The 23,368-nt window shown below is 34.9% G+C and carries 25 protein-coding genes; 21 read left to right on the top strand and 4 right to left on the bottom strand.

The annotated features are described in order from the left end of the window. The first annotated feature begins 16 nt into the window (after positions 1 to 16). Positions 17 to 667, top strand: a complete 651-nt coding sequence (locus C1S72_RS05340) for a response regulator (protein ID WP_104734609.1) — start codon at positions 17 to 19, stop codon at positions 665 to 667. A 142-nt stretch (positions 668 to 809) separates the two neighbouring features. Then, positions 810 to 1,424: a DUF4230 domain-containing protein gene (locus tag C1S72_RS05335; protein WP_104734608.1), complete on the top strand. Its 615-nt coding sequence runs from the start codon at positions 810 to 812 to the stop codon at positions 1,422 to 1,424. Here the strand turns inward: C1S72_RS05335 and C1S72_RS05330 are convergent. After that, positions 1,419 to 1,724: a rhodanese-like domain-containing protein gene (locus C1S72_RS05330; RefSeq protein WP_104734607.1), complete on the bottom strand. Its 306-nt coding sequence runs from the start codon at positions 1,722 to 1,724 to the stop codon at positions 1,419 to 1,421. The genes C1S72_RS05335 and C1S72_RS05330 overlap by 6 nt on opposite strands. A gap of 49 nt (positions 1,725 to 1,773) precedes the next feature. Between C1S72_RS05330 and C1S72_RS05325 the strand changes: the two genes are divergently transcribed. The 18 genes from C1S72_RS05325 to C1S72_RS05240 all read left to right on the top strand — a co-directional run bounded on the left by C1S72_RS05325 (position 1,774) and on the right by C1S72_RS05240 (position 20,090). Continuing rightward, entirely contained in the window at positions 1,774 to 2,343 is a 570-nt protein-coding gene (locus tag C1S72_RS05325; RefSeq protein WP_104734606.1) for a TetR/AcrR family transcriptional regulator, read from the top strand. A 69-nt stretch (positions 2,344 to 2,412) separates the two neighbouring features. Beyond that, positions 2,413 to 3,486, top strand: coding sequence for a 1,2-phenylacetyl-CoA epoxidase subunit PaaE (gene paaE / locus C1S72_RS05320; RefSeq protein ID WP_104734605.1), 1,074 nt, complete (start codon positions 2,413 to 2,415; stop codon positions 3,484 to 3,486). Positions 3,487 to 3,555: 69 nt separating this feature from the next. After that, on the top strand, positions 3,556 to 4,512 hold the full coding sequence (paaA, locus tag C1S72_RS05315; RefSeq protein WP_104734604.1) for a 1,2-phenylacetyl-CoA epoxidase subunit PaaA: 957 nt from the start codon (positions 3,556 to 3,558) through the stop codon (positions 4,510 to 4,512). 76 nt (positions 4,513 to 4,588) lie between these two features. Beyond that, positions 4,589 to 4,876: a 1,2-phenylacetyl-CoA epoxidase subunit PaaB gene (gene paaB, locus C1S72_RS05310; protein ID WP_104734603.1), complete on the top strand. Its 288-nt coding sequence runs from the start codon at positions 4,589 to 4,591 to the stop codon at positions 4,874 to 4,876. Positions 4,877 to 4,944: 68 nt separating this feature from the next. Next, on the top strand, positions 4,945 to 5,697 hold the full coding sequence (gene paaC / locus C1S72_RS05305; RefSeq protein WP_104735795.1) for a 1,2-phenylacetyl-CoA epoxidase subunit PaaC: 753 nt from the start codon (positions 4,945 to 4,947) through the stop codon (positions 5,695 to 5,697). Positions 5,698 to 5,772: 75 nt separating this feature from the next. Further along, positions 5,773 to 6,273, top strand: coding sequence for a 1,2-phenylacetyl-CoA epoxidase subunit PaaD (gene paaD, locus C1S72_RS05300; RefSeq protein WP_104734602.1), 501 nt, complete (start codon positions 5,773 to 5,775; stop codon positions 6,271 to 6,273). A gap of 18 nt (positions 6,274 to 6,291) precedes the next feature. Further along, entirely contained in the window at positions 6,292 to 7,077 is a 786-nt protein-coding gene (locus C1S72_RS05295) for an enoyl-CoA hydratase-related protein (RefSeq protein WP_104734601.1), read from the top strand. A 57-nt stretch (positions 7,078 to 7,134) separates the two neighbouring features. Continuing rightward, entirely contained in the window at positions 7,135 to 8,289 is a 1,155-nt protein-coding gene (locus tag C1S72_RS05290) for a 3-hydroxyacyl-CoA dehydrogenase NAD-binding domain-containing protein (RefSeq protein WP_104734600.1), read from the top strand. Next, positions 8,290 to 8,697 carry a PaaI family thioesterase gene (locus C1S72_RS05285; RefSeq protein ID WP_104734599.1) on the top strand — a complete coding sequence of 136 codons (408 nt, stop codon included), beginning with the start codon at positions 8,290 to 8,292 and terminating at the stop codon, positions 8,695 to 8,697. It begins immediately after the preceding gene. Between the two features lie 53 nt (positions 8,698 to 8,750). Then, positions 8,751 to 9,965, top strand: a complete 1,215-nt coding sequence (gene pcaF / locus C1S72_RS05280) for a 3-oxoadipyl-CoA thiolase (RefSeq protein ID WP_104734598.1) — start codon at positions 8,751 to 8,753, stop codon at positions 9,963 to 9,965. Positions 9,966 to 10,013: 48 nt separating this feature from the next. After that, positions 10,014 to 12,551: a phenylacetic acid degradation bifunctional protein PaaZ gene (paaZ, locus tag C1S72_RS05275; RefSeq protein ID WP_104734597.1), complete on the top strand. Its 2,538-nt coding sequence runs from the start codon at positions 10,014 to 10,016 to the stop codon at positions 12,549 to 12,551. A 63-nt stretch (positions 12,552 to 12,614) separates the two neighbouring features. Further along, positions 12,615 to 13,367 carry an enoyl-CoA hydratase/isomerase family protein gene (locus tag C1S72_RS05270; protein WP_104734596.1) on the top strand — a complete coding sequence of 251 codons (753 nt, stop codon included), beginning with the start codon at positions 12,615 to 12,617 and terminating at the stop codon, positions 13,365 to 13,367. Then, positions 13,367 to 13,963: an acyltransferase gene (locus C1S72_RS05265; protein WP_104734595.1), complete on the top strand. Its 597-nt coding sequence runs from the start codon at positions 13,367 to 13,369 to the stop codon at positions 13,961 to 13,963. The genes C1S72_RS05270 and C1S72_RS05265 overlap by 1 nt, the downstream gene beginning before the upstream one ends. 3 nt (positions 13,964 to 13,966) lie before the next feature. After that, positions 13,967 to 15,286, top strand: a complete 1,320-nt coding sequence (locus C1S72_RS05260) for a dihydrolipoamide acetyltransferase family protein (RefSeq protein ID WP_104734594.1) — start codon at positions 13,967 to 13,969, stop codon at positions 15,284 to 15,286. Continuing rightward, positions 15,283 to 17,361: an alpha-ketoacid dehydrogenase subunit alpha/beta gene (locus tag C1S72_RS05255; protein WP_104734593.1), complete on the top strand. Its 2,079-nt coding sequence runs from the start codon at positions 15,283 to 15,285 to the stop codon at positions 17,359 to 17,361. Before C1S72_RS05260 ends, C1S72_RS05255 begins: the two co-directional genes overlap by 4 nt. Positions 17,362 to 17,394: 33 nt before the next feature. Beyond that, positions 17,395 to 18,498, top strand: a complete 1,104-nt coding sequence (locus C1S72_RS05250) for a bestrophin family protein (RefSeq protein WP_104734592.1) — start codon at positions 17,395 to 17,397, stop codon at positions 18,496 to 18,498. A gap of 48 nt (positions 18,499 to 18,546) precedes the next feature. Beyond that, positions 18,547 to 19,608, top strand: coding sequence for a bestrophin family protein (locus C1S72_RS05245; RefSeq protein ID WP_104734591.1), 1,062 nt, complete (start codon positions 18,547 to 18,549; stop codon positions 19,606 to 19,608). A 131-nt stretch (positions 19,609 to 19,739) separates the two neighbouring features. Then, positions 19,740 to 20,090 carry a hypothetical protein gene (locus C1S72_RS05240; protein ID WP_104734590.1) on the top strand — a complete coding sequence of 117 codons (351 nt, stop codon included), beginning with the start codon at positions 19,740 to 19,742 and terminating at the stop codon, positions 20,088 to 20,090. Positions 20,091 to 20,151: 61 nt separating this feature from the next. Here C1S72_RS05240 and C1S72_RS05235 read toward each other — a convergent pair whose 3' ends face one another. The 3 genes from C1S72_RS05235 to C1S72_RS14415 all read right to left on the bottom strand — a co-directional run bounded on the left by C1S72_RS05235 (position 20,152) and on the right by C1S72_RS14415 (position 22,997). Then, positions 20,152 to 20,691 carry a DUF4136 domain-containing protein gene (locus C1S72_RS05235; protein WP_104734589.1) on the bottom strand — a complete coding sequence of 180 codons (540 nt, stop codon included), beginning with the start codon at positions 20,689 to 20,691 and terminating at the stop codon, positions 20,152 to 20,154. Between the two features lie 19 nt (positions 20,692 to 20,710). Continuing rightward, positions 20,711 to 22,705 (bottom strand): urocanate hydratase, encoded by a 1,995-nt coding sequence (locus C1S72_RS05230; RefSeq protein WP_104734588.1) that lies wholly within the window; start codon positions 22,703 to 22,705, stop codon positions 20,711 to 20,713. 133 nt (positions 22,706 to 22,838) lie between these two features. Next, on the bottom strand, positions 22,839 to 22,997 hold the full coding sequence (locus C1S72_RS14415) for a DUF5522 domain-containing protein (protein ID WP_162919934.1): 159 nt from the start codon (positions 22,995 to 22,997) through the stop codon (positions 22,839 to 22,841). 47 nt (positions 22,998 to 23,044) lie between these two features. Between C1S72_RS14415 and C1S72_RS05225 the strand changes: the two genes are divergently transcribed. Beyond that, positions 23,045 to 23,368 (top strand): hypothetical protein, encoded by a 324-nt coding sequence (locus tag C1S72_RS05225; RefSeq protein ID WP_104734587.1) that lies wholly within the window; start codon positions 23,045 to 23,047, stop codon positions 23,366 to 23,368.

Raw genomic sequence — 23,368 nt, 5'->3', positions numbered from 1 at the left:
TGTAAAAACTAGAATGATGAAAATTAAAATAGCTATAGTAGATGATAATTCTTTTTTAATTACTTCAGTAAATGAAAAACTGTCTTTTTTTGAAGATTTAGATTTTAAATTTTCCGCACTTAACGGATCTGACCTACTGGTAAAATTGGAGTCCAATCACAATATTGACTTAATATTAATGGATATTGAAATGCCAGTTTTAAATGGTATAGAAGCTACAGAAATAGTGAAACAAAAATATCCGCATATCAAAATTATTATGCTCACAGTTTTTGATAATGACGAAAACATTTTTAATGCCATAAAAGCTGGAGCAGATGGTTATTTGTTAAAAGATGTCAATGCTAAAGATCTGCATGATGGCATAGTTGAAACATTAAATGGTGGTGCAGCTATGAATCCTTCTATTGCAATGAAAACTCTTAGGTTATTAAGAAATCCCTTTAATATTGAAAATGAGTCTGATAAGGAAGATATAAAATTAACTCCAAGAGAAGTTGAGGTTTTAGAGCAGTTAAGCAAAGGATTGAGTTATAATTTAATAGCCAAAAATCTTATACTATCCACAGGTACCGTTCGAAAACATATAGAAAACATCTACAAAAAATTGCAAGTCCATAATAAGATTGAAGCCGTTCAAAAAGCAAAAAACAATAATTTAATTTAACAATAATTTAATCGATAGAGAACATTTGATTTTTTCTATTGATGTATTTTTGAATTGCTATTAATCAAGGAAGAACGCAAGCATTGATAAGACTTCATTGTCGAAGATATCAGTGCTTTGTTTTTTTATGTATTTTAGTAATATGCGAAAAATTTTATTTGGTATAATAATTACATTGGTGGTTTTGTTGTCATTCAAGTATTGTGGCGATAAGCAAAAAGAAGAAACTCTTCTAAAGGAAAATTCCACATTAATACAAGAACAAATTAAAAACGTTGGTAAGTTAGTGGTTACTGAAGGTCATTTTAGTGAAGTGTTTACTTATAAAAATTCAAAAGCCATTTTTGCCGATTTAGTCAACGTTGAAAAAAAAGCACTAGTTGTAGTCAATGCCGATGTGACTATAGCATATGATTTAAGTAAAATAACTTACAGTATAGATGAAAAAAACAAAACGCTTCATATTACTGGTGTGCCAAAGGAAGAAATAAAAATAAATCCTGATTTTGAATATTATGATGTTCAAGCGGATTATTTAAACCCTTTTGAAGCCAAAGACTATAACAATATTAAAGAGACTGTAAAGAAATCACTCATGCAAAAGGTAGAGGCTTCAGATATAAAATTAAATGCAAAAAACAGATTGATAAGCGAATTGGCAAAATTTCATATTTTAACAAATTCAATGGGATGGACTTTAAAGTATAATGAAAAACCTATCGATAATATAAATGAACTAACTGGATTAAAATTATAATCTTTTTCTCAAACTTACCCAGCCACCTCCATTAGTAGCTTCTATACGTTTTAGATTCAAGAATTTCGCAGCTTTGGCCGATCGTACACCACTTTCACAACATACTACAAAAGGTTTATTCATTGCTTTTAGTTCTTCAACATGATTTTGTAATTCGTTTAAAGGAATATGTACAGCATTTTCAATATGACCATTATCCCATTCCTTTTTTGTTCTAACATCTAGAATTACAGCCCCATTTTCTAAAAAATATTGAATCTGTCTTTTCTTTGCTCCAAATAAAAAATCTAAGAATCCCATAGTCATTTCATTTTATTTAAATTTACAAATAAATAATTAAAATCTACAATTGAAATCTGAAACACGACGAGAGGAGATAATTCAAACAGCTGCACAATTATTTAAAGAAAAAGGATTTAGTGCTGTGACCATGCGCGATTTGGCTACTACCATGGGTATGAAAGCTGCAAGTCTTTATAACCACATAAGTTCTAAACAAGAGATATTAAAAGAAATAATCATTTCGTTGGCTGAAGAATTTACTAATGGTATGGAGCAAATCAATAATTCTAACCAATCTTCAATTCAAAAGTTAAAGGACATCATTGCATTGCATATTAACATTACGAGCAAGAATACTTATGGTATGGCATCATTGAATAATGATTGGATGCATCTTGAAGGCCAATTGCAGTATTATCTAGAATTACGAACTAACTATGAAAATGACTTTAGAAACATTTTAATTGATGGTATTAGTAAAAATGAAATTATTGATTCGGATATAGAAACTATGTTGTTTTCGCTATTATCTACATTACGTTCTTTATATCTCTGGATACCTAAAAAAGAAGATTTAAATTTTGAGGAGTTATCAAAAAATTTGAGTACAATCCTAATTAGTGGAATTAACAAATAGTTAATAGAATTTTTTTGTAAATTTGTAAATCTAACTAACAAGTGTTAGTTAGATGTTCAAAAGAATAATATGACAGAATTTCACAACTTAAAAGTTGCAGATATTTATAAAGAAACCGAAGATACATCGGTTATCACTTTTGAGATTCCTGAATCATCTCAAGATGCTTTTAAATTTAGACAAGGTCAGCATTTGACTTTAAAAGCTATTATTAACGATGAAGACGTACGGCGTTCCTATTCATTATGTTCAAGCCCTTTAGAGAACCAATGGAAAGTAGCTGTAAAACTCATTCCAGGAGGAAAATTTTCAACTTATGTTAATGAAGAATTGAAAGCAGGAGATACACTAGAAGTAATGACACCTAGCGGAACATTTGGAGTTAATTGTAATAAAGAAAAAAACAAGAATTATTTGTTTTTTGCAGCAGGTAGTGGTATAACGCCTATACTGTCTATGATAAAAACGCATTTGGCTGAAGAGCCAAACTCAACTTGCAAATTGTTTTATGTGAATAAAACGGCAAAATCCATTATCTTTAAAGAAGACTTGGAACAGTTGAGAAACACGTATTTTGGAAGACTAGAAATCTATTATTTTTTAACCAAAGAAAGACGTGATATAGACTTGTTTAATGGGCGATTTGATGATGAGAAAATGAAGGTACTTACAGAAATATTTATTGATATTCCAGATACTAGTGAAGTGTTTCTGTGCGGACCAGAACAAATGGTTAAGTACGTAAGCCAATATTTGACAAATAAAGGTTTGCCAAAAGAGTTGGTGCATTTTGAATTGTTTGTTACCGGTCTTTCAGAAGAAGATATTAAACGAGCTGAACGTTTGGCACAGCAAAATGTAGAAGGCACACAAGTCACTATTGTTGATGGTGGGAAAGAATTCCAATTCACCATGACCAAAGAATACGATAATATTTTAGATGCCGCTTTAGGTGCTGGTGCCGATTTGCCGTTTGCATGTAAAGGTGGTGTTTGCAGTACGTGTAAGTGTCAGATAAAAGAAGGTAAAGTCGAAATGAAGATTAATTATGCGTTAGAAGATAAAGAAGTCGCACAAAACTATGTATTAAGCTGTCAAGCCGTACCAACAACAGAAAAAGTTGTTGTGGATTTTGATGTTTAAAAAGATATGTCATTCCGAGCGCAGTCGAGGAATCTATTATAAATAGAATTATTCACTAAATACTAAATTATGAGTGAAGAACAAATAAAAAACCTAGAAGAGCAATTTGAAGCGCGAATAGCACGTGACGAAAAAATTGAACCAAAAGATTGGATGCCAGAAAAGTATCGTCAAACACATATTCGTCAGATGTCTCAACATGCGCATTCCGAAATTGTTGGTATGTTACCTGAAGGAAATTGGATTACTAGAGCACCGTCATTAAGGCGTAAAGTAGCATTGTTAGCCAAAGTTCAGGACGAAGCAGGTCATGGACTATACTTATATTCTGCAACCGAGACTTTAGGTATTTCACGTGATGAAATGTATGAGCAATTACATACAGGAAAAGCCAAATATTCGTCCATTTTTAATTATCCTGCACTTACTTGGGCAGATATGGGAGCTATTGGATGGTTGGTAGATGGAGCAGCTATCATCAATCAAGTGCCATTGTGTAACACGTCTTTCGGACCTTATGCACGAGCCATGATTCGCGTTTGTAAAGAAGAAAGTTTTCACCAGAGACAAGGTTATGAAATCATGCTGAAATTGTGTAATGGAACACCAGAACAAAAAGAGATGGCACAAGATGCATTGAATCGTTGGTGGTGGCCAAGTTTAATGATGTTAGGGCCAACAGATGCAGAATCTATACATACAGAGCAATCCATGAAATGGAAATTAAAGCGAAAATCGAATGATGACTTACGTCAACAATTTATAGATCAAACTGTGCCTCAAGCAGATATTCTTGGATTAACCATTCCGGATCCAGATTTAAAATGGAATGAAGAACGCGGTAGTTACGATTTTGGTGAAATTGATTGGGATGAATTTTGGCAAGTAGTAAAAGGTCACGGTCCAATGAATAAAGAACGTATGAAAGCACGAGTTGGTGCTTGGGAACGCGGAGAATGGGTTCGCGATGCGGCTATGGCTTATGCCGAAAAGCAAAGAGAAAGAAAAGCAAAACAAGTAGTTTAAAATTATCATCAATTTGATAGAAATTCTTTTAAGATATTTCGAATCAATAATAAATGATAAATCAATAAATATTATTATGTCAACAAAAAACTGGCCACTTTGGGAAATCTTCGTAAGAAGTAAAAATGGATTAGAGCATAGGCATTTTGGAAGTCTGCACGCAGCAGATGCAGAAATGGCTCTAGAAAATGCAAGAGATGTTTATACGCGTAGAAATGAAGGTGTAAGTATTTGGGTGGTAGAATCTAAACACATAACAGCATCCAATCCAGAACATAATGGTGAAATGTTTGAGCCTGCTCAAGATAAGGTGTATCGTCATCCAACATTTTATGATCTGCCTGATGAAATAAAACACATGTAATAATTGTCATTCCTGCGTGTCACATTGAGCTTGTCGAAATGAAGGCAGGAATCTCATTAAGAGAAACTATGAAAAATAATTTATACAAATATATTTTAGGAATAGCGGACAATAGTCTTATCCTTGGTCAAAGAATAGGTGAATTATGTGGTCATGGACCAAGTTTGGAAACTGATATTGCATGTACAAATTTATCTTTAGATTTATTTGGTCAAGTACGTAGTTATTATCAATACGCTGCAAAAATTGCTGGAGACGATAGAACTGAAGACGATATTGCGATGTTGCGCAAAGAGCGTGACTATATAAATGTGTTATTGGTAGAACAACCGAATAGAGACTTTGCATATATCATCGGACGTCAATTTTTATTTGACGTGTACCATCATCTATTTTTAACTGAATTACAAAAGAGTGAGGATTTAACGCTATCAGCTATAGCAACAAAATCCTTAAAGGAAGTGAGTTACCATTTGCGTTTTTCTTCAGATTGGGTGAAACGATTAGGTGACGGTACTGAAGAAAGTCATGCCAAAATGCAAGATGCCATTGATGGTTTATGGACTTATACAGATGAGTTATTTCACCAAACTGATGCCGATAAACAGATGGTTTCAGAAGGGATAGGAGTTGATGTTACTAAACTCAAGGACACATATTATAATAATGTTGCAGAAGTTTTAACAGAGGCAACAATTCAAGTGCCAGATTTAAAATATTTTCAAAAAGGAGGTAAACACGGAATTCATACAGAACATATGGGTTATTTGTTGGCTGAATTACAATATATGCAACGTGCCTATCCCAATATGGAATGGTAACAAATTCCTGCGCAGGCAGGAATCTCATGAATAAAAGGAAGTAATAATAAGATTCCCGTTTTCACGGGAAATGTTATGACAACAACGGAACAACATATAGATAAAATCTTAATCCCAATTCTGGAACAGGTTTCAGATCCTGAAATTCCTGTTTTATCCATTATGGATATGGGTGTTGTGCGTTCTGCAATTATTGAAAATGATATTGTAAAAGTAGAAATTACACCAACATATAGCGGCTGCCCAGCCATGGATGTGATAGGAGATGATATTATGGCAGCACTTAAAAATGCAGGTTATAAATCTAAAATTGAACTCATTCTCCATCCCGCTTGGACAACGGATTGGATTACAGAACGAGGTAGAAAAGCACTGGAGAAATATGGCATTGCGGCTCCTTTAGAGGCAGAGGCAGATAAAGATGTTTTGCTAAATGGTAAACGATTGGTAAAATGTCCACAGTGTGGATCCAAAAACACAAAATTAGTAAGTCAGTTTGGTTCTACAGCATGCAAAGCACAGTTTCAGTGTGATGAATGTCAAGAGCCATTCGACTATTTTAAATGTCTTAAATAGACAACAAGAAACATAGGTATGAGCAACAATTCAATTCTTTTAAAAATTGAAAACCAAGTAGCGTATATAACGCTAAACAGAGCAGAAGTATTTAATAGTTTCAATCGTGAAATGGCTTTAAGTCTCCAGTCTATTATGGATGACTGTGAAGCCAATACTGATGTAAGAGCAATTGTCCTTACTGGAAGCGGAAAAGCATTTTGTGCTGGCCAAGATTTAAAAGAAGTCACAGATCCAGAGTTAAACCCAGGATTTAAAAAAATACTCGAAGAACATTACAATCCAATAATCACTCGAATTCGTTCTATCAAAAAACCAATTATTGGTGCAATAAATGGAGTAGCAGCTGGTGCAGGAGCAAATATTGCACTGGCCTGCGATATTGTTGTTGCTCATGAAAAAGTAAGTTTTATTCAAGCATTTAGCCTAATTGGTTTAATTCCAGATAGTGCTGGGACATTCTTTTTGCCAAGACTTATTGGATTCCAAAAAGCAACTGCATTAGCCATGTTAGGAGACAAGATTTCAGCTGAAGAAGCAGAACGATTAGGAATGATTTACAAAATGATTCCTTTAGAAAACTTTGAAGATGAGGTTAGTAAACTTGCTTTAAAATTGGCTAATATGCCAACTAAAGCACTAGGTATGATTAAAGAATTGTTTAATCAATCTATGACAAATAGTTTAGAAGAGCAATTAGCATTAGAGTCTAAATTACAAATAGAAGCAGCACAAAGCGAGGACTACCGAGAAGGTGTTGCAGCCTTTGTTGAAAAACGTAAACCAACTTTTAAAGGAAAATAATTTAAAGTGGTCACCTCGAGCGCAGTCGAGAGGTCGCATTGAAAGATAAACAGAATTATGAACATAGGAATAATAGGAAGTGGAACAATGGGAAGCGGCATTGCGCAGGTTGCAGCTACTTCTGGTTGTAATGTAAAATTATACGATACCAACCAAGCGGCTTTAGATAAAGCTAAAGCAAGCCTTGAAAAAATATTAAATAGACTTATTGAAAAAGGCCGAATCGATTCAAATGAGAAAAATAGAATTCAGTCTAATATATCATATGTAGATAATTTAAAGGATTTAGCAGATTCTAATTTAACCATAGAAGCTATTGTTGAAAATCTGGATATTAAGAAAAAGGTGTTTTCAGAATTAGAAACTTATGTTTCTGACAATTGTATCATTGCATCCAATACATCTAGTTTATCTATAGCATCAATAGCAGCTTCATTACAGAAACCAGAACGTTGTGTTGGGATTCATTTTTTTAATCCAGCACCTTTAATGAAGTTAGTTGAGGTTATTCCAGCGATTCAAACTTCAAAAGACGTATTAGATAAATCTGTACAAACTATTAAGGATTGGAAAAAAGTGGTGGCAGTTGCAAAAGACACACCAGGATTTATAGTGAATCGTGTGGCAAGACCATTTTATGGTGAAGCTTTGCGTATTTACGAAGAAGGCATTGCAGATTTCGCAACTATAGATTGGAGTTTAAAAACTTTGGGAGGTTTCCGAATGGGACCATTCGAATTAATGGATTTTATCGGGAATGACGTCAATTATACCGTTACAGAAACTGTATTTAAGGAATTTTATTTCGACCCAAGATACAAACCTGCATTTACACAGAAACGCTTTGCTGAAGCAGGATATTTAGGTCGTAAAACCGGTAAAGGCTATTATGATTATTCGGAAGGTGCGACGAAACCCAGTCCATTAGAAAACAAAGAATTAGCACAAAAAATTTTCGAACGCGTATTAGCCATGCTAATCAACGAAGCAGCAGATGCTTTGTTTTTAAACATTGCATCGGCAGAAGATATTGATAATGCCATGACCAAAGGCGTTAACTACCCAAAGGGCTTATTGGCTTGGGCAGATGAAAAAGAAATTGATTGGTGCGTCAATAAAATGGATGAATTGTATAACGAATATCATGAAGATAGATACCGTTGTAGTCCTCTATTACGTAAAATGAATAGAGAAAATAAAACGTTCTATTAAATGAATGGAGAACAAATACCTTACAAGATGTTAAGTCAAGATGCTTTTAGTCAATGGCTAGGTATTGAGATATTAGAATGTGAGATTGGGCGTTGTAAGGTTGGTATGACCATACGAAAAGATATGCTTAACAGTATGAATTATGCACATGGTGGTGTAAGTTATTCATTGGCTGATACAGCATTTGGTTTTACAGCAAATACGCATGGCAAATATGCCGTATCTATTGAAACTAGTATTAATCATATTGAAGCATTAGAGGAAGGTGATTATTTAGTGGCCGAATCCGTCATTGAAAAAGTAAACAATAAATTAGGGTTTAATATCGTCGAAGTGAAACGAGGCGATGAATTAGTAGCACTTTTTAAAGGTGTTGTCTATAGAACTCAAAAGGATTGGAAAGAATAAATTTTTAAATAGTTTGTTATTCCGCATGTGATGCGGAATCTATATAAATAATTATGAAAGAAGCATATATAATAGACGGCATAAGAACACCAATAGGAAATTACAAAGGAACCTTATCAGCTGTTCGTACAGACGATTTAGGAGCTTTAATAATTTCAGAAGTTGTAAAACGAAATCCAAATATCCCAAAAGAAGCTTATGATGATGTGATAATGGGTTGTGCAAATCAAGCAGGAGAAGATAATCGTAACGTGGCACGTATGTGTTCGTTGTTAGCAGGATTACCGTATTCGGTTCCTGGTGAAACGGTAAACCGATTGTGTAGCTCTGGTTTGTCAGCAATTATTCATGCTAATCGTGCTATTAAGGCTGGAGATGGAGATCTGTTTATTTCTGGAGGTGTTGAGAACATGACACGTGGACCATACGTTATTGCTAAGCCATCAACGGGTTTTGGAGGCGATTCTAAAATGTATGATTCAACCTTCGGATGGCGTTTTATCAATCCGAAAATGCAGGATATGTATGGAACCGATGGCATGGGTAATACGGCAGAAAATTTGGTCGAGAAATACAATATTTCCCGTGAAGATCAAGATAAGTTTGCGTATTGGAGCCAAATGAAAGCCTCAAAAGCACAAGAAAATGGACGTTTAGATAAAGAAATAGTAACCGTTGAAATTCCACAACGCAAAAAAGACCCCATCCGATTTTCAAAAGATGAGTTTGTAAAACCAACAACATCTTTAGAAGTTTTAGCTAAACTTCGTCCAGCGTTTAAAAAGGAAGGAGGCAGTGTTACTGCTGGCAATTCTTCTGGTTTAAATGATGGTGCAGCAGCAACTATCGTTGCATCAGAAGATGCCGTTAAAAAATATAACTTAAAACCATTAGCAAGAATTGTAAGTTCTGCTGTGGTTGGTGTAGAGCCAAGAATCATGGGTATTGGGCCCGTTGAAGCTTCAAATAAAGCATTGGCAAAAGCAGGTCTTACCATGGACGACATTGATATCATTGAACTTAACGAAGCCTTTGCGGCTCAAGCATTGGCTTGCACAAGAGCTTGGGGATTAGCTGATGATGATCCCAGAGTAAACCCAAATGGTGGTTCTATTGCCATAGGACACCCATTAGGCGTTACGGGAGCACGAATTGCTTTATCAGCAGCAATAGAATTACAAGAGCAAAACAAGCGCTATGCTTTAATAACGATGTGTGTGGGTGTTGGTCAGGGCTATGCAGCTATTATTGAAAATGTGAATTTATAGAGGTATGTAATTCCTGCGAAGGAAGGAATCCATTTTATTTTATAGAATATGAACAAAATACAACATTACGTTCAGGGTAATTGGACAACAGGTAAAGAAGAAGGTACACCAATTCTTGATGCTGTTACTGGTGAAGCATTTACTAGTGTCGCAATTGAAGGATTAGATATTCCAGAAATTCTGCAATATGGAAGAACAAAAGGTGGTGAGGTCCTACGTAAGATGACCTTTCAAGAGCGTGGTAATATGCTTAAGAAGCTTGCTTTTTATTTAACCAAACGAAAAGACGCATTCTATGAATTAAGTTATAGAACTGGAGCTACAAAAATTGATAGTTGGATTGACATTGAAGGCGGTTTTGGTAACTTGTTTGCCAATGCGTCATTGCGGAAATTATTTCCTAATCAGCCCTATCACGTCGAAGGCGATCCTGTAGATTTATCGCGAGGAGGACGTTTTATGGCACATCATATTATGGTGCCTAAAAAAGGTGTAGCCGTTCATATTAATGCCTTTAATTTCCCAGTTTGGGGCATGCTTGAAAAATGTGCTGTTAATTGGATGGCTGGAGTTCCGGCTGTGGTATTACCAGCACCTTCATCATCATATTTAGCTGAAGCTGTTGCTAAAGAAATTATCAATTCCGGAATTTTACCTGAAGGTGCGTTGCAAATTATTAATGGGACAGTTAAATCTATTTTAGATCCTGTAGAATCGCAAGATGTAGTCACTTTTACAGGGTCAGCAGCTACGGGTCGTTTATTAAAAGCGCATCCAAGATTAATACAAGAGTCTGTGCCTTTTACTATGGAAGCCGATTCTTTAAATGCCTCTATTTTAGGGGAAGATGCTGTACCAGGAACACCTGAATTCGATTTATTTATCAAAGAAGTCCGTAAAGAAATGACTGTCAAAGCGGGTCAGAAATGTACAGCTATTAGACGCATTATTGTTCCTGAAAACCAGGTTGAAGATGTTCAAATTGCATTAGGTAAGGCTTTAGATAAAATAACTATTGGTGATCCACGATTAAAAGAGGTGCGAATGGGGTCTTTAGTGAGTAAGCAACAAGTTGAAGCTGTTAAAAATTCAATTTCTGATATTGCAAAAGAAGCCGAAATGGTTTATGGTAATTTAGATAAAATTGAGACCATTGGTGCAGACGCTAACAAAGGTGCTTTTATAAGTCCAGTGGTATTTAGAACAGATCATCCATTCCAAAACACCATTGTTCATGAACGTGAAGCTTTTGGTCCTGTAAGCACAATCATGCCATATAAAACTTTGGATGATGCAGTGAAATTAGCGCAAATGGGCAAAGGCTCATTAGTGTCTTCTATAGCTACTTATGATGATAATATTGCTAAAGAATATGTAGTGAATGCGGCTAGTCATCACGGACGTATTTTAGTTATTAATCGTGAAATGGCAAAAGAAAGTACTGGACATGGTTCGCCATTACCTACATTAGTACATGGTGGTCCTGGACGAGCAGGTGGAGGAGAGGAAATGGGAGGTATGCGTGGAATAAAACATTATTTACAACGTACAGCAATTCAAGGAACACCAACAACACTTACGGAAATAACAGGCATTTATCAGCAAAATGCAAAATATAAAAATGCTGAACAACATCCGTTTCAATACCATTGGGAAGATATTCAACCAGGAATGTCACTTAAAACTCATAAGCGAACAATTACAGATACTGACATTCAAAACTTTGCCAATTTAACTTGGGATCATTTCTATGCGCATACAGATATTACGTCATTAGACGGAAGCATATTTGAAAAACGTACGGCTCATGGCTATTTTATAATTTCAGCCGCAGCTGGATTATTTGTGTATCCAAACAAAGGTCCCGTAGCGGCAAATTATGGTTTAGATAGTATTCGCTTTTTAAGGCCATTGTATCATAATGATACGATTTATGTGCGTTTAACGTGTAAGGAGAAAGTAGATCGCGATGTAACTACGGCTGAACATCCAAGTGGGATTGTTAAATGGCATGTTGAGGTATTTGATGCTAATTTTGAAAATAAACCTGAAAGTCAAAAAAACGAAAAAGATAGTCCATTAGTTGCAGTGGCTACTATTTTAACCATGGTTCAAAAGAAACAAGAGACATTCGTTGAAATGACTGAACGTAAAATTCAAGAGTGTTTGTCAAAATTAAAAGAAGATACTAAACCAAAATGGGGAATCATGACACCACAACATATGATTGAACATTTGGAATATACATATAAAATAGCTGCTGGAGAGATTCAAGACTTTGAAATTTCAACTCCAGAAAAGATATTAGAGAAAGTTCATCATTCATTATATAATTATGAAAAGTTTCCACAAAATTCTCAATTTCCATTATTAGAGAAAGACACACTAGATAATTTAAAGTATGAAAATTTAGCAGCAGCAATTGAAAATTTTAAGTCTCAGCGTGAAAAATATCTAGATTTTTTTAAAGAACATCCCGATGCGACATTAAAAAATATGGTTTTTGGTGAATTAAATAGATACGAGTGGTATTTATTAGAACGTAAACATTTAAATCACCATTTCGAACAATTTGGATTAATATAAATTAAAACTAATGTCACCTCGAGCGCAGTCGAGAGGTCTCACAAAAAGATAAAATAAAACAATATGAGTGACCCTTATGTTAAGTTAGAAATAGAAAATGAAGTAGGCTATATTGAATTTTTTCATCCTGCTCATAACTCATTGCCAGGAGATGTGTTGGCAAAATTAGCACAAACTATTACTGATGCTGGACATAACGATGCTATTAAAGTTATTGTTCTAAAAAGTGGAGGAGACCGAACCTTCTGTGCTGGCGCCAGTTTTAAAGAGCTTATAAATATTAATGATGCGGCAACTGGAAAAGTTTTCTTTTCTGGATTTGCAAATGTGATTAACGCCATGCGTAAATGTCCAAAATTTATCATTGGGCGCATTCAAGGAAAAACCGTTGGAGGAGGTGTAGGGCTTGCAGCTTCAACCGATTATTGTATGGCAACAAAATTTGCTGCAATTAAATTAAGTGAACTCAATATTGGTATAGGACCTTTTGTAGTTGGGCCAGCAATAGAGCGTAAAATGGGTTTAAGTGCCATGTCGCAAATAGCTATTGATGCAAACTCATTTTATCCCTCTGAATGGGCTAAACAAAAAGGTTTATTTACACATGTCTATGAGAGTACAGAAGCCCTAGACGAAGCCGTAAAAGCAACAGCAGAACATTTATGTACCTATAATACAGAAGCCATGATGGAAATGAAAAAAGTATTCTGGAAAGGAACAGATAATTGGGATAATTTGCTAGCTGAACGTGCTCAAACCAGTGGTAGATTGGTATTAAGCGATTTTACAAAAGAGAAATTAAAAGGATTTAAATAATGGTATATTCCTTTAAAGGTTACACTCCAGTGGTTCATAAAAGCAGTTTCGTACATCCTTTAGCTGCTGTTACTGGGAATGTAATTATTGGTAAAAACTGCTACATAGGTCCAGGAGCGGCTATTCGAGGTGATTGGGGACAAATCATTTTAGAAGATGGTGTTAATGTTCAAGAAAATTGCACAGTCCATATGTTTCCCGGTAAATCAATAACGCTAAAAGAGAGTGCTCATGTAGGTCATGGTGCAATTATTCATGGAGCAAACTTGGGTAAAAATTGTTTAATAGGCATGAACACTGTTATTATGGATGATGCCGAAATTGGTGATGAAAGTATAGTTGGTGCTATGGCTTTTATAAAAGCTGAAACAAAAATTCCAAATCGGAGTTTAGTATTTGGTAATCCAGCAAAAGTTATAAATCAAGTAAATGATGAGATGTTAGCTTGGAAAACCAAAGGCACGCAACTTTATCAACAATTACCAAAAGATTGCCATGAAAGTTTAAAGGAAGTAGAACCATTAAGAGAGGTTCCAGCGAAAATGAAAATACAAGAAGGTATTTACGATACACTTCGTGATTTTATGAAAAAATAAAGAATGTCGAAATTCGAATTTAAAATGCCCAAACTGGGTGAAAGTATAACAGAAGCAGCCATTATTACTTGGTTTAAGAACGTGGGTGATACCATTGAACAAGATGAAATGCTCTTAGAGGTCGCTACAGATAAAGTTGACTCTGAAGTGCCATCTACCGTTTCAGGTGTTGTTGAAGAAATACGTTTTAAAGCAAATGATGTTATTAAAATAGGAGAGACCATTGCCATAATTAAAACTGATGGTAAAGTGTCAACTTCAAAAAAGGCATCAAAAAAACCTGCTGTCACGTCGAGCGCAGTTGAGGCCTCACAAAAACAAAAAACTAAAAAGAAACGTCAAATTATTCCAGACGCAGTCGAGGAATCTCAAGCACAGTCATTTTCTGTATCAAATTCAAATCAGTTTTTTTCACCATTAGTCGTTTCTATTGCAAAAAAACACCATATCAGTTTTGAAGAATTAGCTAGAATTCCAGCAACAGGTAAAGAAGGGCGATTGCGAAAAAGCGATGTATTCCAGTATATAGAAGAAGGGCGACCATTTAAGTTTGCCCAGCCTGTTACTAAAGATCCAACGGCTTACCGTATTCCACAATTAACTTTTGACAAAGGGAAAGGTAAAGTCATAGAAATGGATCGTATGCGCCAAATGATTGCAGATCATATGGTGTATTCAAAACACACCTCACCTCATGTTACGGCATATGTTGAAGCCGATTTGACAAACATGGTAAAATGGCGAAATGCCAACAAAAAAGCATTTGAAGAGAAGTATGGCGAGCGATTAACATTCACACCTCTATTTGTAGAAGCTGTCGCTAAAGCTGTTAAAGACTTCCCAAATATTAATGCGTCGGTTGATGGTAAAAACATTATTGTGAAAGACGATATTAATATTGGTATGGCTACCGCACTTCCTAGTGGAAATCTAATTGTACCAGTAGTAAAAAATGCCGATACCAAAGATTTAGTATCACTGGCAACTGATGTTAATGCACTAGCCGAAAAAGCAAGAGAAAACAATTTAAAAGCAGATGATATCCAAGGAAGTTCTTTCACCATTTCAAATGTGGGAACTTTTGGGAGTATTATGGGAACACCTATAATAAATCAGCCGGAAGTGGCCATTCTAGCATTAGGAATTATAAAGAAAAGGCCAGAAGTCATTGAAACAGAAAATGGTGACGAAATCGCTATACGTAGTATGATGTACTTGTCTTTATCTTTTGACCATCGTGTTGTTGATGGCTTTTTAGGCGGCAGTTTTGTACGTCGAGTTGCTGATTATTTTGAACAATTTGATGTGGAAAGAACGATATGAAAAAAGAAATTTTAAAAAAAGGATTTTTAAATTTATGTACAGCCAAATCTATGGCTGAACTATATGAAGCAAATTTTAAACAGGTTTCAAAATATGTGCATGCTACATCTCGAGGTCATGAAGCCATTCAAACGGCATTAGGTTTGCAATTGTTACCTCAAGATTATGCGTTTCCATATTATCGTGATGATGCTATGCTTTTAGCATTTGGTATGCAACCTTATGATTTAATGCTTCAGTTATTAGCTAAAAAAAATGACCCATTTTCAGGTGGTAGAACCTATTATTCGCACCCAAGTATAAAAGATGATGATAAACCTAAAGTTCCGCATCAATCTTCTGCAACAGGTATGCAGGCTATTCCTGCCACAGGAGTTGCAATGGGTATGCAATATTTAGAAAAGCAAAATTTAGAGAACACTGTTTTAGATATGTCATCTCGAGCGCAATCAAGAGATATTAAGCCAATTACGGTTTGCTCTTTAGGTGATGCTTCAGTTACTGAAGGCGAAATCGCTGAAGCCTTTCAAATGGCAGCTTTAAAACAAATGCCAATTCTGTATTTAGTTCAAGATAACGGTTGGGATATTTCTGCAAATGCTGAAGAAACTAGAGCACAAAATGCATATGAATATGCGCGAGGTTTTAATGGGTTGGAAGCCATATCTATTGATGGCGCTAATTTTATGGAGAGCTATGATGCCCTAGAAAAGGTAATCGCAACAATTAGAAAAGAAAGACGACCCTTTTTAGTGCATGCTCGAGTTCCACTTTTAAATCACCATACATCTGGAGTTAGAATGGAGTGGTATCGTGACGATTTAGATGAAGCACGTTCAAGAGATCCTTATCCGGTTTTGAAAAAACAATTATTGGATAATGGTTTTACAGAAAAAGAAGTCAAGGATCTGGAAGTTAAAGCGAAGAAAAAAGTTGAGGCCGATTTCAAAAAAGCCTTAAAAGCTGAAGATCCAAAACCAGAAGATTTATTTACAAATGATTTTGTACCGACTCCAATTACTGAAGAAAAAGGAGAGCGTTCGCCAGAAGGTGCAGATAAAGTGGTAATGGTAGATTGTGCTTTATTTGCGGTGGAGGAGCTCATGAAAGAAGACAAAGCGTGTTTGCTGTATGGGCAGGATGTAGGTGGAAGACTTGGTGGTGTTTTTCGTGAAGCGGCAACCTTGGCTCAAAAATTTGGCGACGATCGTGTATTCAACACACCAATCCAAGAAGCGTTTATTGTTGGGTCAACAGTGGGTATGAGTGCTGTAGGACTAAAACCCATTGTTGAGGTTCAGTTTGCGGATTATATTTGGCCAGGACTCAATCAATTATTCACAGAAGTGAGCCGCAGTTGCTATTTGTCTAATGGGAAATGGCCAGTTAGTATGATTTTAAGAGTACCCATTGGCGCATATGGAAGTGGAGGCCCTTATCATTCATCTTCTGTAGAAAGTGTTATTACTAACATTCGAGGCATTAAAATAGCCTATCCAAGTAATGGAGCGGATTTAAAAGGTTTGATAAAAGCTGCTTATCACGATCTAAATCCTGTGGTAATTTTAGAGCACAAAGGTTTATATTGGTCTAAAGTACCAGGGACCTTAACAGCAACATCTGTGGAGCCTTCAGAGGATTATGTATTACCTTTTGGAAAGGCCTGGGTTTTACAAGAAATTTGGAAGCAAGAGGATGTTGAAACCTTAACCGTAGTGACCTATGGAATGGGTGTTCATTGGGCTTATAATGCCTCTGGTGAATTAGATATGCGTGATCAAATTGAAATTATTGATTTAAGAACTCTTTTCCCATTAGATGAAGAAACGATAATGAAATCGGTTAAGAAAACTGGTAAATGTTTAGTCATAACTGAAGAACCATCTAATAATAGTTTTGCAAGAGCGCTGGCAGGGAAAATTCAAGAAGAATGTTTTCAGTATTTAGATGCACCTGTTATGACTATTGGGAGTGAAAATATGCCTGCAATTCCTTTGAATTCTACGTTAGAACAGACTATGATTCCTTCAACTGAAAAAGTGAAAAAGAAAATAGAAGACTTGTTGGATTATTAGGTTTTTGTATATTTCAAAATCTAATCGTATTTCATGTATACAAGACGAATATTTCCAGTTTTAGGAGTTATAAAATGGACTCGCCGTTACATATTTTTATTCCTATTAATAGGGATAATTCCCGTATTCCTGTTTGAAGTTGTAGGGCTAAAATGGTTGCATGTTCCTTGGTTACCTCTTGGTGTTTTAGGTACGGCCGTAGCATTTATTACAGGTTTTAAGAATAATGCGGCTTATGACCGACTTTGGGAAGCTCGGAAAATTTGGGGTGGTATTGTAAATTCGTCTCGTTCTTGGACCGTTATGGTAAAAGATTTTATTACTAATAATCATTCCAATTTATCGAAGTCCTCTGAAGAATTAAGATTAATTAAACGTGAGCTAGTGCATCGTCATGTAGCATGGTTAACAGCTTTAAGATATCAATTGCGTAAAGATAAACCTTGGGAATTGCATTTAAAGGGGAAGCATTCGGCCATGGAGGTTAAGAATACTAACTATATTGTTTATGAGGACAAAATTCCAATTAAGGAGGCTATTAATGGCTATATATCAGAGGGAGAATACAATACTATCTCTTCAAAATCTAACCAAGCATCTCAATTATTAGGTGTCCAGTCTGAACGACTAAAACAACTAAAAGAAGAAGGCTTAATAGATAATTTTAGACATATGGAAATGTCAAAAATGTTGACTGAATTATATACACTTCAAGGTAAAAGTGAACGCATTAAGAACTTTCCATATCCTAGACAATTTGCAACATTGAATTATATTTTTATTTGGATTTTTATATTGCTCATTCCTTATGGTATAATGGAAGAATTTGAAGCTTTTGGAGATAAAATACTAATTATAATAGACCAATCGGGAATTCAAAATTCTTTTCGTTATATGTTGCAAAAAACAATAGCTGAACATTTTGTATGGTTCTCTATACCATTTAGTGCTTTAATTTCATGGGTGTTTCATACCATGGAAGTGATAGGGGAAATTTCTGAAAACCCATTTGAAGGAGGTCCAAATGATGTGCCAATAACGGACCTCTCAAGAAGTATTGAAATTGATATTAGACAGTTAATTGATGATACCGAAATTCCTGAACCTTATGAATGGAAGAATGATGTTGTTATGTAATTGCATATGACGTTAATTTTCTATCTTAACGAAAATTTTAATTATTAAATGCTGACAAAAAAGCGTTATTCAGTAAAAGACATTGTGATGTGGTCACGATGGGAAACCCTCATATATTTTTTTTATGCAGGTTTTATTACTGTTTTATATAGGGTTTTTGATTTTACATTTTTAAATGTTCCTTGGACACCTGTAGCCCTAATTGGTACTGCTGTAGCCTTTATGGTTGGTTTTCAGAACAATTCGGCTTATGGCAGAATATGGGAAGCGAGAAAAATATGGGGTGCCATTGTAAACTCCTCACGTACTTGGGGCATGAAAGTTCAGGATATGGTTTCCAATCCTATTGGTAAAGTCATAGTTCCTGAATCCGAAATTCAAGCACATAAAAAAACGCTCATTTATAGACATATTGCTTGGCTGACAGCTTTACGATACGCTATGCGACAACGAAAGTCTTGGGAAACGCAACATACCGCTAAAACCAATCAGGAATGGTCTAGAATGATTCATATTCCAGAGCGAGTATCCGATTTAGAAGATAACTTGATGTTATATTTATCGCCTGAAGAGGAAGCTTATGTTTTAAGTAAATCTAATAAACAAACTGCAATCCTCTATTTACAATCCAAACATATTAAGGAGTTAAAAGATAAGGGACTTATTTGGGAGTTTGCGTTTCTAGAATTGGAGAATGTTTTAGAAGAGTTATTTACGCATCAAGGCAAAAGTGAACGTATAAAAAACTTCCCTTACCCCAGACAATATGCTAGTTTAGCTCTGTATTTAACACGTTTGTTTGCTTTGCTACTACCTTTTGGAATAATTCCGGAATTTGCGGAGATTGGAGCTACAATGGTTGATGACTTCTGGCATATTGGTAAAAACTTTATTTGGTTAGGAATTCCATTTTGTGCTGCGGTTTCTTGGGCATTTCATATTATGGAGCGTATGGCAAGAGTAGGTGAGAATCCATTTGAGGGTACTTCTAATGATGTACCAATTTCAACAATAGCTAGAGGAATAGAAATTGATTTAAGACAAATGCTAGATGAGAGTTTAGAAGATATTCCTCAACAATTTCCAGAAGAACATGACGTTCAAATGTAAGGTTTTAAAAGGGCTTGAATGTAATTAAACCGATATTTAGGTAGTATAAGGAATATTGAATAAGTTCTAAAAAATATAATGATATATTTTGTATATTCAACCTCTTAAATTACAATTAATATAGTATAATTATGAAAAGATACATTACATTATTTAGTATTATTGCCTTGTTTTTTGTAGGAATGCAAAATTCAAATGCGCAAGAAAAGAAACAAAGTCCAGAAGCTATTGCTAAACAAAAAACTCACGAGATTCATGAATTAGTTGGTTTAAGTGGTGATCAGCAAAGAGAAATATTCAAGTTATTAGTTGATGCTGAAAGTAATTTATCAGCAATTGGATCTACAAATCAAAATATTGAATCTAGTCAAAAAACTAGAGCTGCAGTTATGGATAACACTAATACAAGAATTAAAGCTATTCTAAATCCAGAACAATATGCAATTTACATGAGGTCTTTGGAAAAAGAAGAAAAGAAATAACATTTGCTTTATAGATAAAAAAAATAGCGGTCAATTGACCGCTATTTTTTTTATTTAAAAATTACATTTCAGGTGGATATTTCTCTAAAATTGTTTTTACAAACTCTTTAATTCTAGCTTCTTTTTTATCAATATTACTTGATACATTTAAATAACCGATACCCTGTCCTTGCCAAACAAGTTCTTTGTTTTTAGCATTTATTAAATCTATATATAGAACACCCTCCGTTGAGGTAGAAACTGTGTTATAGTTTCCGTAGAAATAAGGGTTCCAGCCCCAGCCCCAGCCAGCTCCATAAAAATTATTATAAACATCAATTTTTTCTCTAGATGAAGCTATAATACTTACCAGTAAGTCAGGATCTTCAGATTTAATAAAACCTTTAGCAATTAATTCACTCTCAATTGCTCTTAAAATTCTACGTTTATCTAAATCACTAATTTCTGCTTTGTCAATACCAGGTTTGTAAAAAGCAAATGTTTTAAATTCATTAAAGTTTACTTGCTTGTCATAATCTGCAACCACTTTCACAGAGCTGCAAGAAGAAAACGCTAGTGCTAATATAAGTAGCGGTAGCGATTTAAAAATTAATTTTTTCATAGCAATTGTTTTTAATTAGTTATAACGAGTCTAGTATATTATCATCTACTATGTTTGGGATAGTTACTTTTAAATTTGGTTCAACTTCCATAGCACGCTTTATAGCAAAAATAGCACCTTCATTTCTTGCCCAGCTACGACGAGAAATCCCATTATTAACATCCCAGAAAAGCATTGATTTTAAACGCCTTTCAGCATCTTTAGTACCATCAAGAACCATGCCGAATCCTCCATTAATAACTTCTCCCCAGCCAACACCTCCTCCGTTGTGAATGCTAACCCAAGTGGCTCCTCTAAAACTATCACCAATAACATTGTGTATTGCCATATCTGTAGTAAATCGAGAGCCGTCATATATATTACTGGTTTCTCTATATGGCGAGTCTGTACCCGAAACATCATGATGATCACGACCTAAAACAACATAACCGATGTCACCTTTTGCAATAGCATCGTTAAATGCATTAGCAATTTTCATACGCCCTTCAGCATCAGCGTATAGAATTCTGGCTTGTGAACCTACAACCAAATTATTTTCTTGAGCACCTTTTATCCACTGTATGTTATCCGCCATTTGTTGCTGAATTTCATGCGGAGAATTTTTCATAATGTCTTCCAAAACTTCGCAAGCTATTGTATCCGTTTTGGCCAAATCTTCGGGTTTCCCAGAAGCACAAACCCAGCGAAATGGTCCAAAACCGTAATCAAAACACATAGGCCCCATAATGTCCTGTACATAACTAGGATATTTAAATTCTCTTCCAATGGTTGGGTTATCTGACATCACATTGGCACCAGCACGTGAAGCCTCTAATAAAAAGGCATTTCCATAATCAAAGAAATAAGTCCCTTTTGCTGTATGTTTATTTATTGCATCAGCATGTCTACGTAACGTCTCTTGTACTTTCTTTTTGAATAATTCAGGTTCATTAGCCATCATTTCGTTAGCATCTTCAAAAGAGATATCAACTGGATAATAGCCACCAGCCCAAGGATTGTGAAGTGATGTTTGATCACTTCCTAAATCAATATGGATATTTTCTTGATCAAATTTTTCCCATACGTCAACCACATTTCCTAAATATGCTATTGAAACAGTTTCATTTTTTTCTTTGGCAATGTTGACTCTGTTTACTAATTCATCTAGATTAGTAATTTTTTCATCTATCCAACCTTGGTCTAATCTTACTTGTGTTATTTTAGGATTAACTTCGGCACAAACAGTAATACATCCAGCAATATTACCAGCTTTTGGTTGAGCGCCACTCATGCCGCCTAATCCTGACGTTACAAATAAATTACCTTTAGGTTCTTTCTTTATTTTCCTAAAGCCATTTAATACAGTGATTGTAGTACCATGCACAATACCTTGCGGACCAATATACATATAGCTTCCTGCTGTCATTTGTCCATATTGAGTAACACCAAGAGCATTAAATTTTTCCCAATCGTCTGGTTTGGAATAATTAGGAATCATCATGCCATTAGTGACCACGACTCGTGGCGCGTCTTTATGCGATGGAAACAAGCCCATTGGATGCCCAGAATACATAACTAAAGTCTGTTCATCTGACATGGTTGCCAAGTATTGCATGGTCAATAAGTATTGTGCCCAGTTAGAAAATACAGCTCCATTTCCGCCATAGGTAATGAGTTCGTGAGGATGTTGTGCAACCGCATAATCCAAATTGTTTTGAATCATAAGCATGATTGCTGCGGCTTGTTTGTTTTTTGCAGGATAATCATCAATTGGCCTAGCATATATTTTATACTCAGGGCGAAAACGATACATGTAAATTCTACCGTAGCGTTCTAGTTCTGATTTAAATTCTGGTAATAAGATTTTATGATGTTTAGGCTCAAAGTATCGCAGTGCATTTTGCAATGCAAGTTTTTTTTCTTGATCAGAAAGAATTTCTTTACGCTTTGGTGCGTGATTAATTTGGGGTTCAAATACTTTGGGTTTAGGTATTATATCTGGAATACCTTGTAATATAGCTTCTTGGAATGTCATCTTGTAATGGTTTTATTATTAATCTAAAAATGCGGAATTTTTAGAATGAAACTATGGATATCGAATGTCTATACGATGGTGAGTATTTGCAACTTTAATTCGATATGTCATAAAAAGAATATCCAATTTACGTTTATTGTGTATTAGTTTTTTTGTTATAGCCATACGGACAGTGTCTACAGCCACTTTCACAGCAATAACCTCTTTTAAGGTGATATTGTTCGGTAAAACAACGATAACCTTCAGGTGTCCAATAAAAATCACCCTTTTCAATAGGGATTATCTTTTTCATGTTACAAAGATAATGTAAATTGGATAGATTTTTGATTGTGATAAAGCATGATTTTAATTTCTAAATATTTAGTGCCTAACGGTTATTTGGGGATAACCATATTTCCATTCGTTTTTCTGAAATACCGGAGTAGTAAAAAAGATAATGTTTTAGTTAATCATGAAAAAATCCATCTAAAACAACAATTAGAAATCCTTATTCTTCCTTTTTTTATTTGGTATCTTATTGAATTTATTATTAGGTTATTACAATATAAAAAATGGCGTTTAGCATACCAGAATATCTCCTTTGAACGAGAAGCTTATACAAATGAAAAAGACCTTGATTATTTAAAATCAAGATCTTTTTTCTCATTTATTAGATATTTATAA

Origin of the sequence: Hanstruepera ponticola (genome assembly GCF_002940745.1) — a bacterium.
GTDB classification, from domain to species: Bacteria; Bacteroidota; Bacteroidia; order Flavobacteriales; family Flavobacteriaceae; genus Hanstruepera; species Hanstruepera ponticola.
The sequence above is the reverse complement of the archived record's forward strand: the minus strand, read 5'-3'. Positions and strand labels throughout refer to the sequence as shown.

Coding starts and splice junctions, on each gene's coding strand:
- C1S72_RS05340 (WP_104734609.1), top strand. CDS start 17: ATGAAAATTAAAATAGCTATAGTAGATGATAATTCTTTTTTAATTACT.
- C1S72_RS05335 (WP_104734608.1), top strand. CDS start 810: ATGCGAAAAATTTTATTTGGTATAATAATTACATTGGTGGTTTTGTTG.
- C1S72_RS05330 (WP_104734607.1), bottom strand. CDS start 1,724: ATGGGATTCTTAGATTTTTTATTTGGAGCAAAGAAAAGACAGATTCAA.
- paaE (WP_104734605.1), top strand. CDS start 2,413: ATGACAGAATTTCACAACTTAAAAGTTGCAGATATTTATAAAGAAACC.
- paaA (WP_104734604.1), top strand. CDS start 3,556: ATGAGTGAAGAACAAATAAAAAACCTAGAAGAGCAATTTGAAGCGCGA.
- paaB (WP_104734603.1), top strand. CDS start 4,589: ATGTCAACAAAAAACTGGCCACTTTGGGAAATCTTCGTAAGAAGTAAA.
- paaC (WP_104735795.1), top strand. CDS start 4,945: ATGAAAAATAATTTATACAAATATATTTTAGGAATAGCGGACAATAGT.
- paaD (WP_104734602.1), top strand. CDS start 5,773: ATGACAACAACGGAACAACATATAGATAAAATCTTAATCCCAATTCTG.
- C1S72_RS05295 (WP_104734601.1), top strand. CDS start 6,292: ATGAGCAACAATTCAATTCTTTTAAAAATTGAAAACCAAGTAGCGTAT.
- C1S72_RS05290 (WP_104734600.1), top strand. CDS start 7,135: ATGAACATAGGAATAATAGGAAGTGGAACAATGGGAAGCGGCATTGCG.
- C1S72_RS05285 (WP_104734599.1), top strand. CDS start 8,290: ATGAATGGAGAACAAATACCTTACAAGATGTTAAGTCAAGATGCTTTT.
- pcaF (WP_104734598.1), top strand. CDS start 8,751: ATGAAAGAAGCATATATAATAGACGGCATAAGAACACCAATAGGAAAT.
- paaZ (WP_104734597.1), top strand. CDS start 10,014: ATGAACAAAATACAACATTACGTTCAGGGTAATTGGACAACAGGTAAA.
- C1S72_RS05270 (WP_104734596.1), top strand. CDS start 12,615: ATGAGTGACCCTTATGTTAAGTTAGAAATAGAAAATGAAGTAGGCTAT.
- C1S72_RS05265 (WP_104734595.1), top strand. CDS start 13,367: ATGGTATATTCCTTTAAAGGTTACACTCCAGTGGTTCATAAAAGCAGT.
- C1S72_RS05260 (WP_104734594.1), top strand. CDS start 13,967: ATGTCGAAATTCGAATTTAAAATGCCCAAACTGGGTGAAAGTATAACA.
- C1S72_RS05255 (WP_104734593.1), top strand. CDS start 15,283: ATGAAAAAAGAAATTTTAAAAAAAGGATTTTTAAATTTATGTACAGCC.
- C1S72_RS05250 (WP_104734592.1), top strand. CDS start 17,395: ATGTATACAAGACGAATATTTCCAGTTTTAGGAGTTATAAAATGGACT.
- C1S72_RS05245 (WP_104734591.1), top strand. CDS start 18,547: ATGCTGACAAAAAAGCGTTATTCAGTAAAAGACATTGTGATGTGGTCA.
- C1S72_RS05240 (WP_104734590.1), top strand. CDS start 19,740: ATGAAAAGATACATTACATTATTTAGTATTATTGCCTTGTTTTTTGTA.
- C1S72_RS05235 (WP_104734589.1), bottom strand. CDS start 20,691: ATGAAAAAATTAATTTTTAAATCGCTACCGCTACTTATATTAGCACTA.
- C1S72_RS05230 (WP_104734588.1), bottom strand. CDS start 22,705: ATGACATTCCAAGAAGCTATATTACAAGGTATTCCAGATATAATACCT.
- C1S72_RS14415 (WP_162919934.1), bottom strand. CDS start 22,997: ATGAAAAAGATAATCCCTATTGAAAAGGGTGATTTTTATTGGACACCT.
- C1S72_RS05225 (WP_104734587.1), top strand. CDS start 23,045: ATGATTTTAATTTCTAAATATTTAGTGCCTAACGGTTATTTGGGGATA.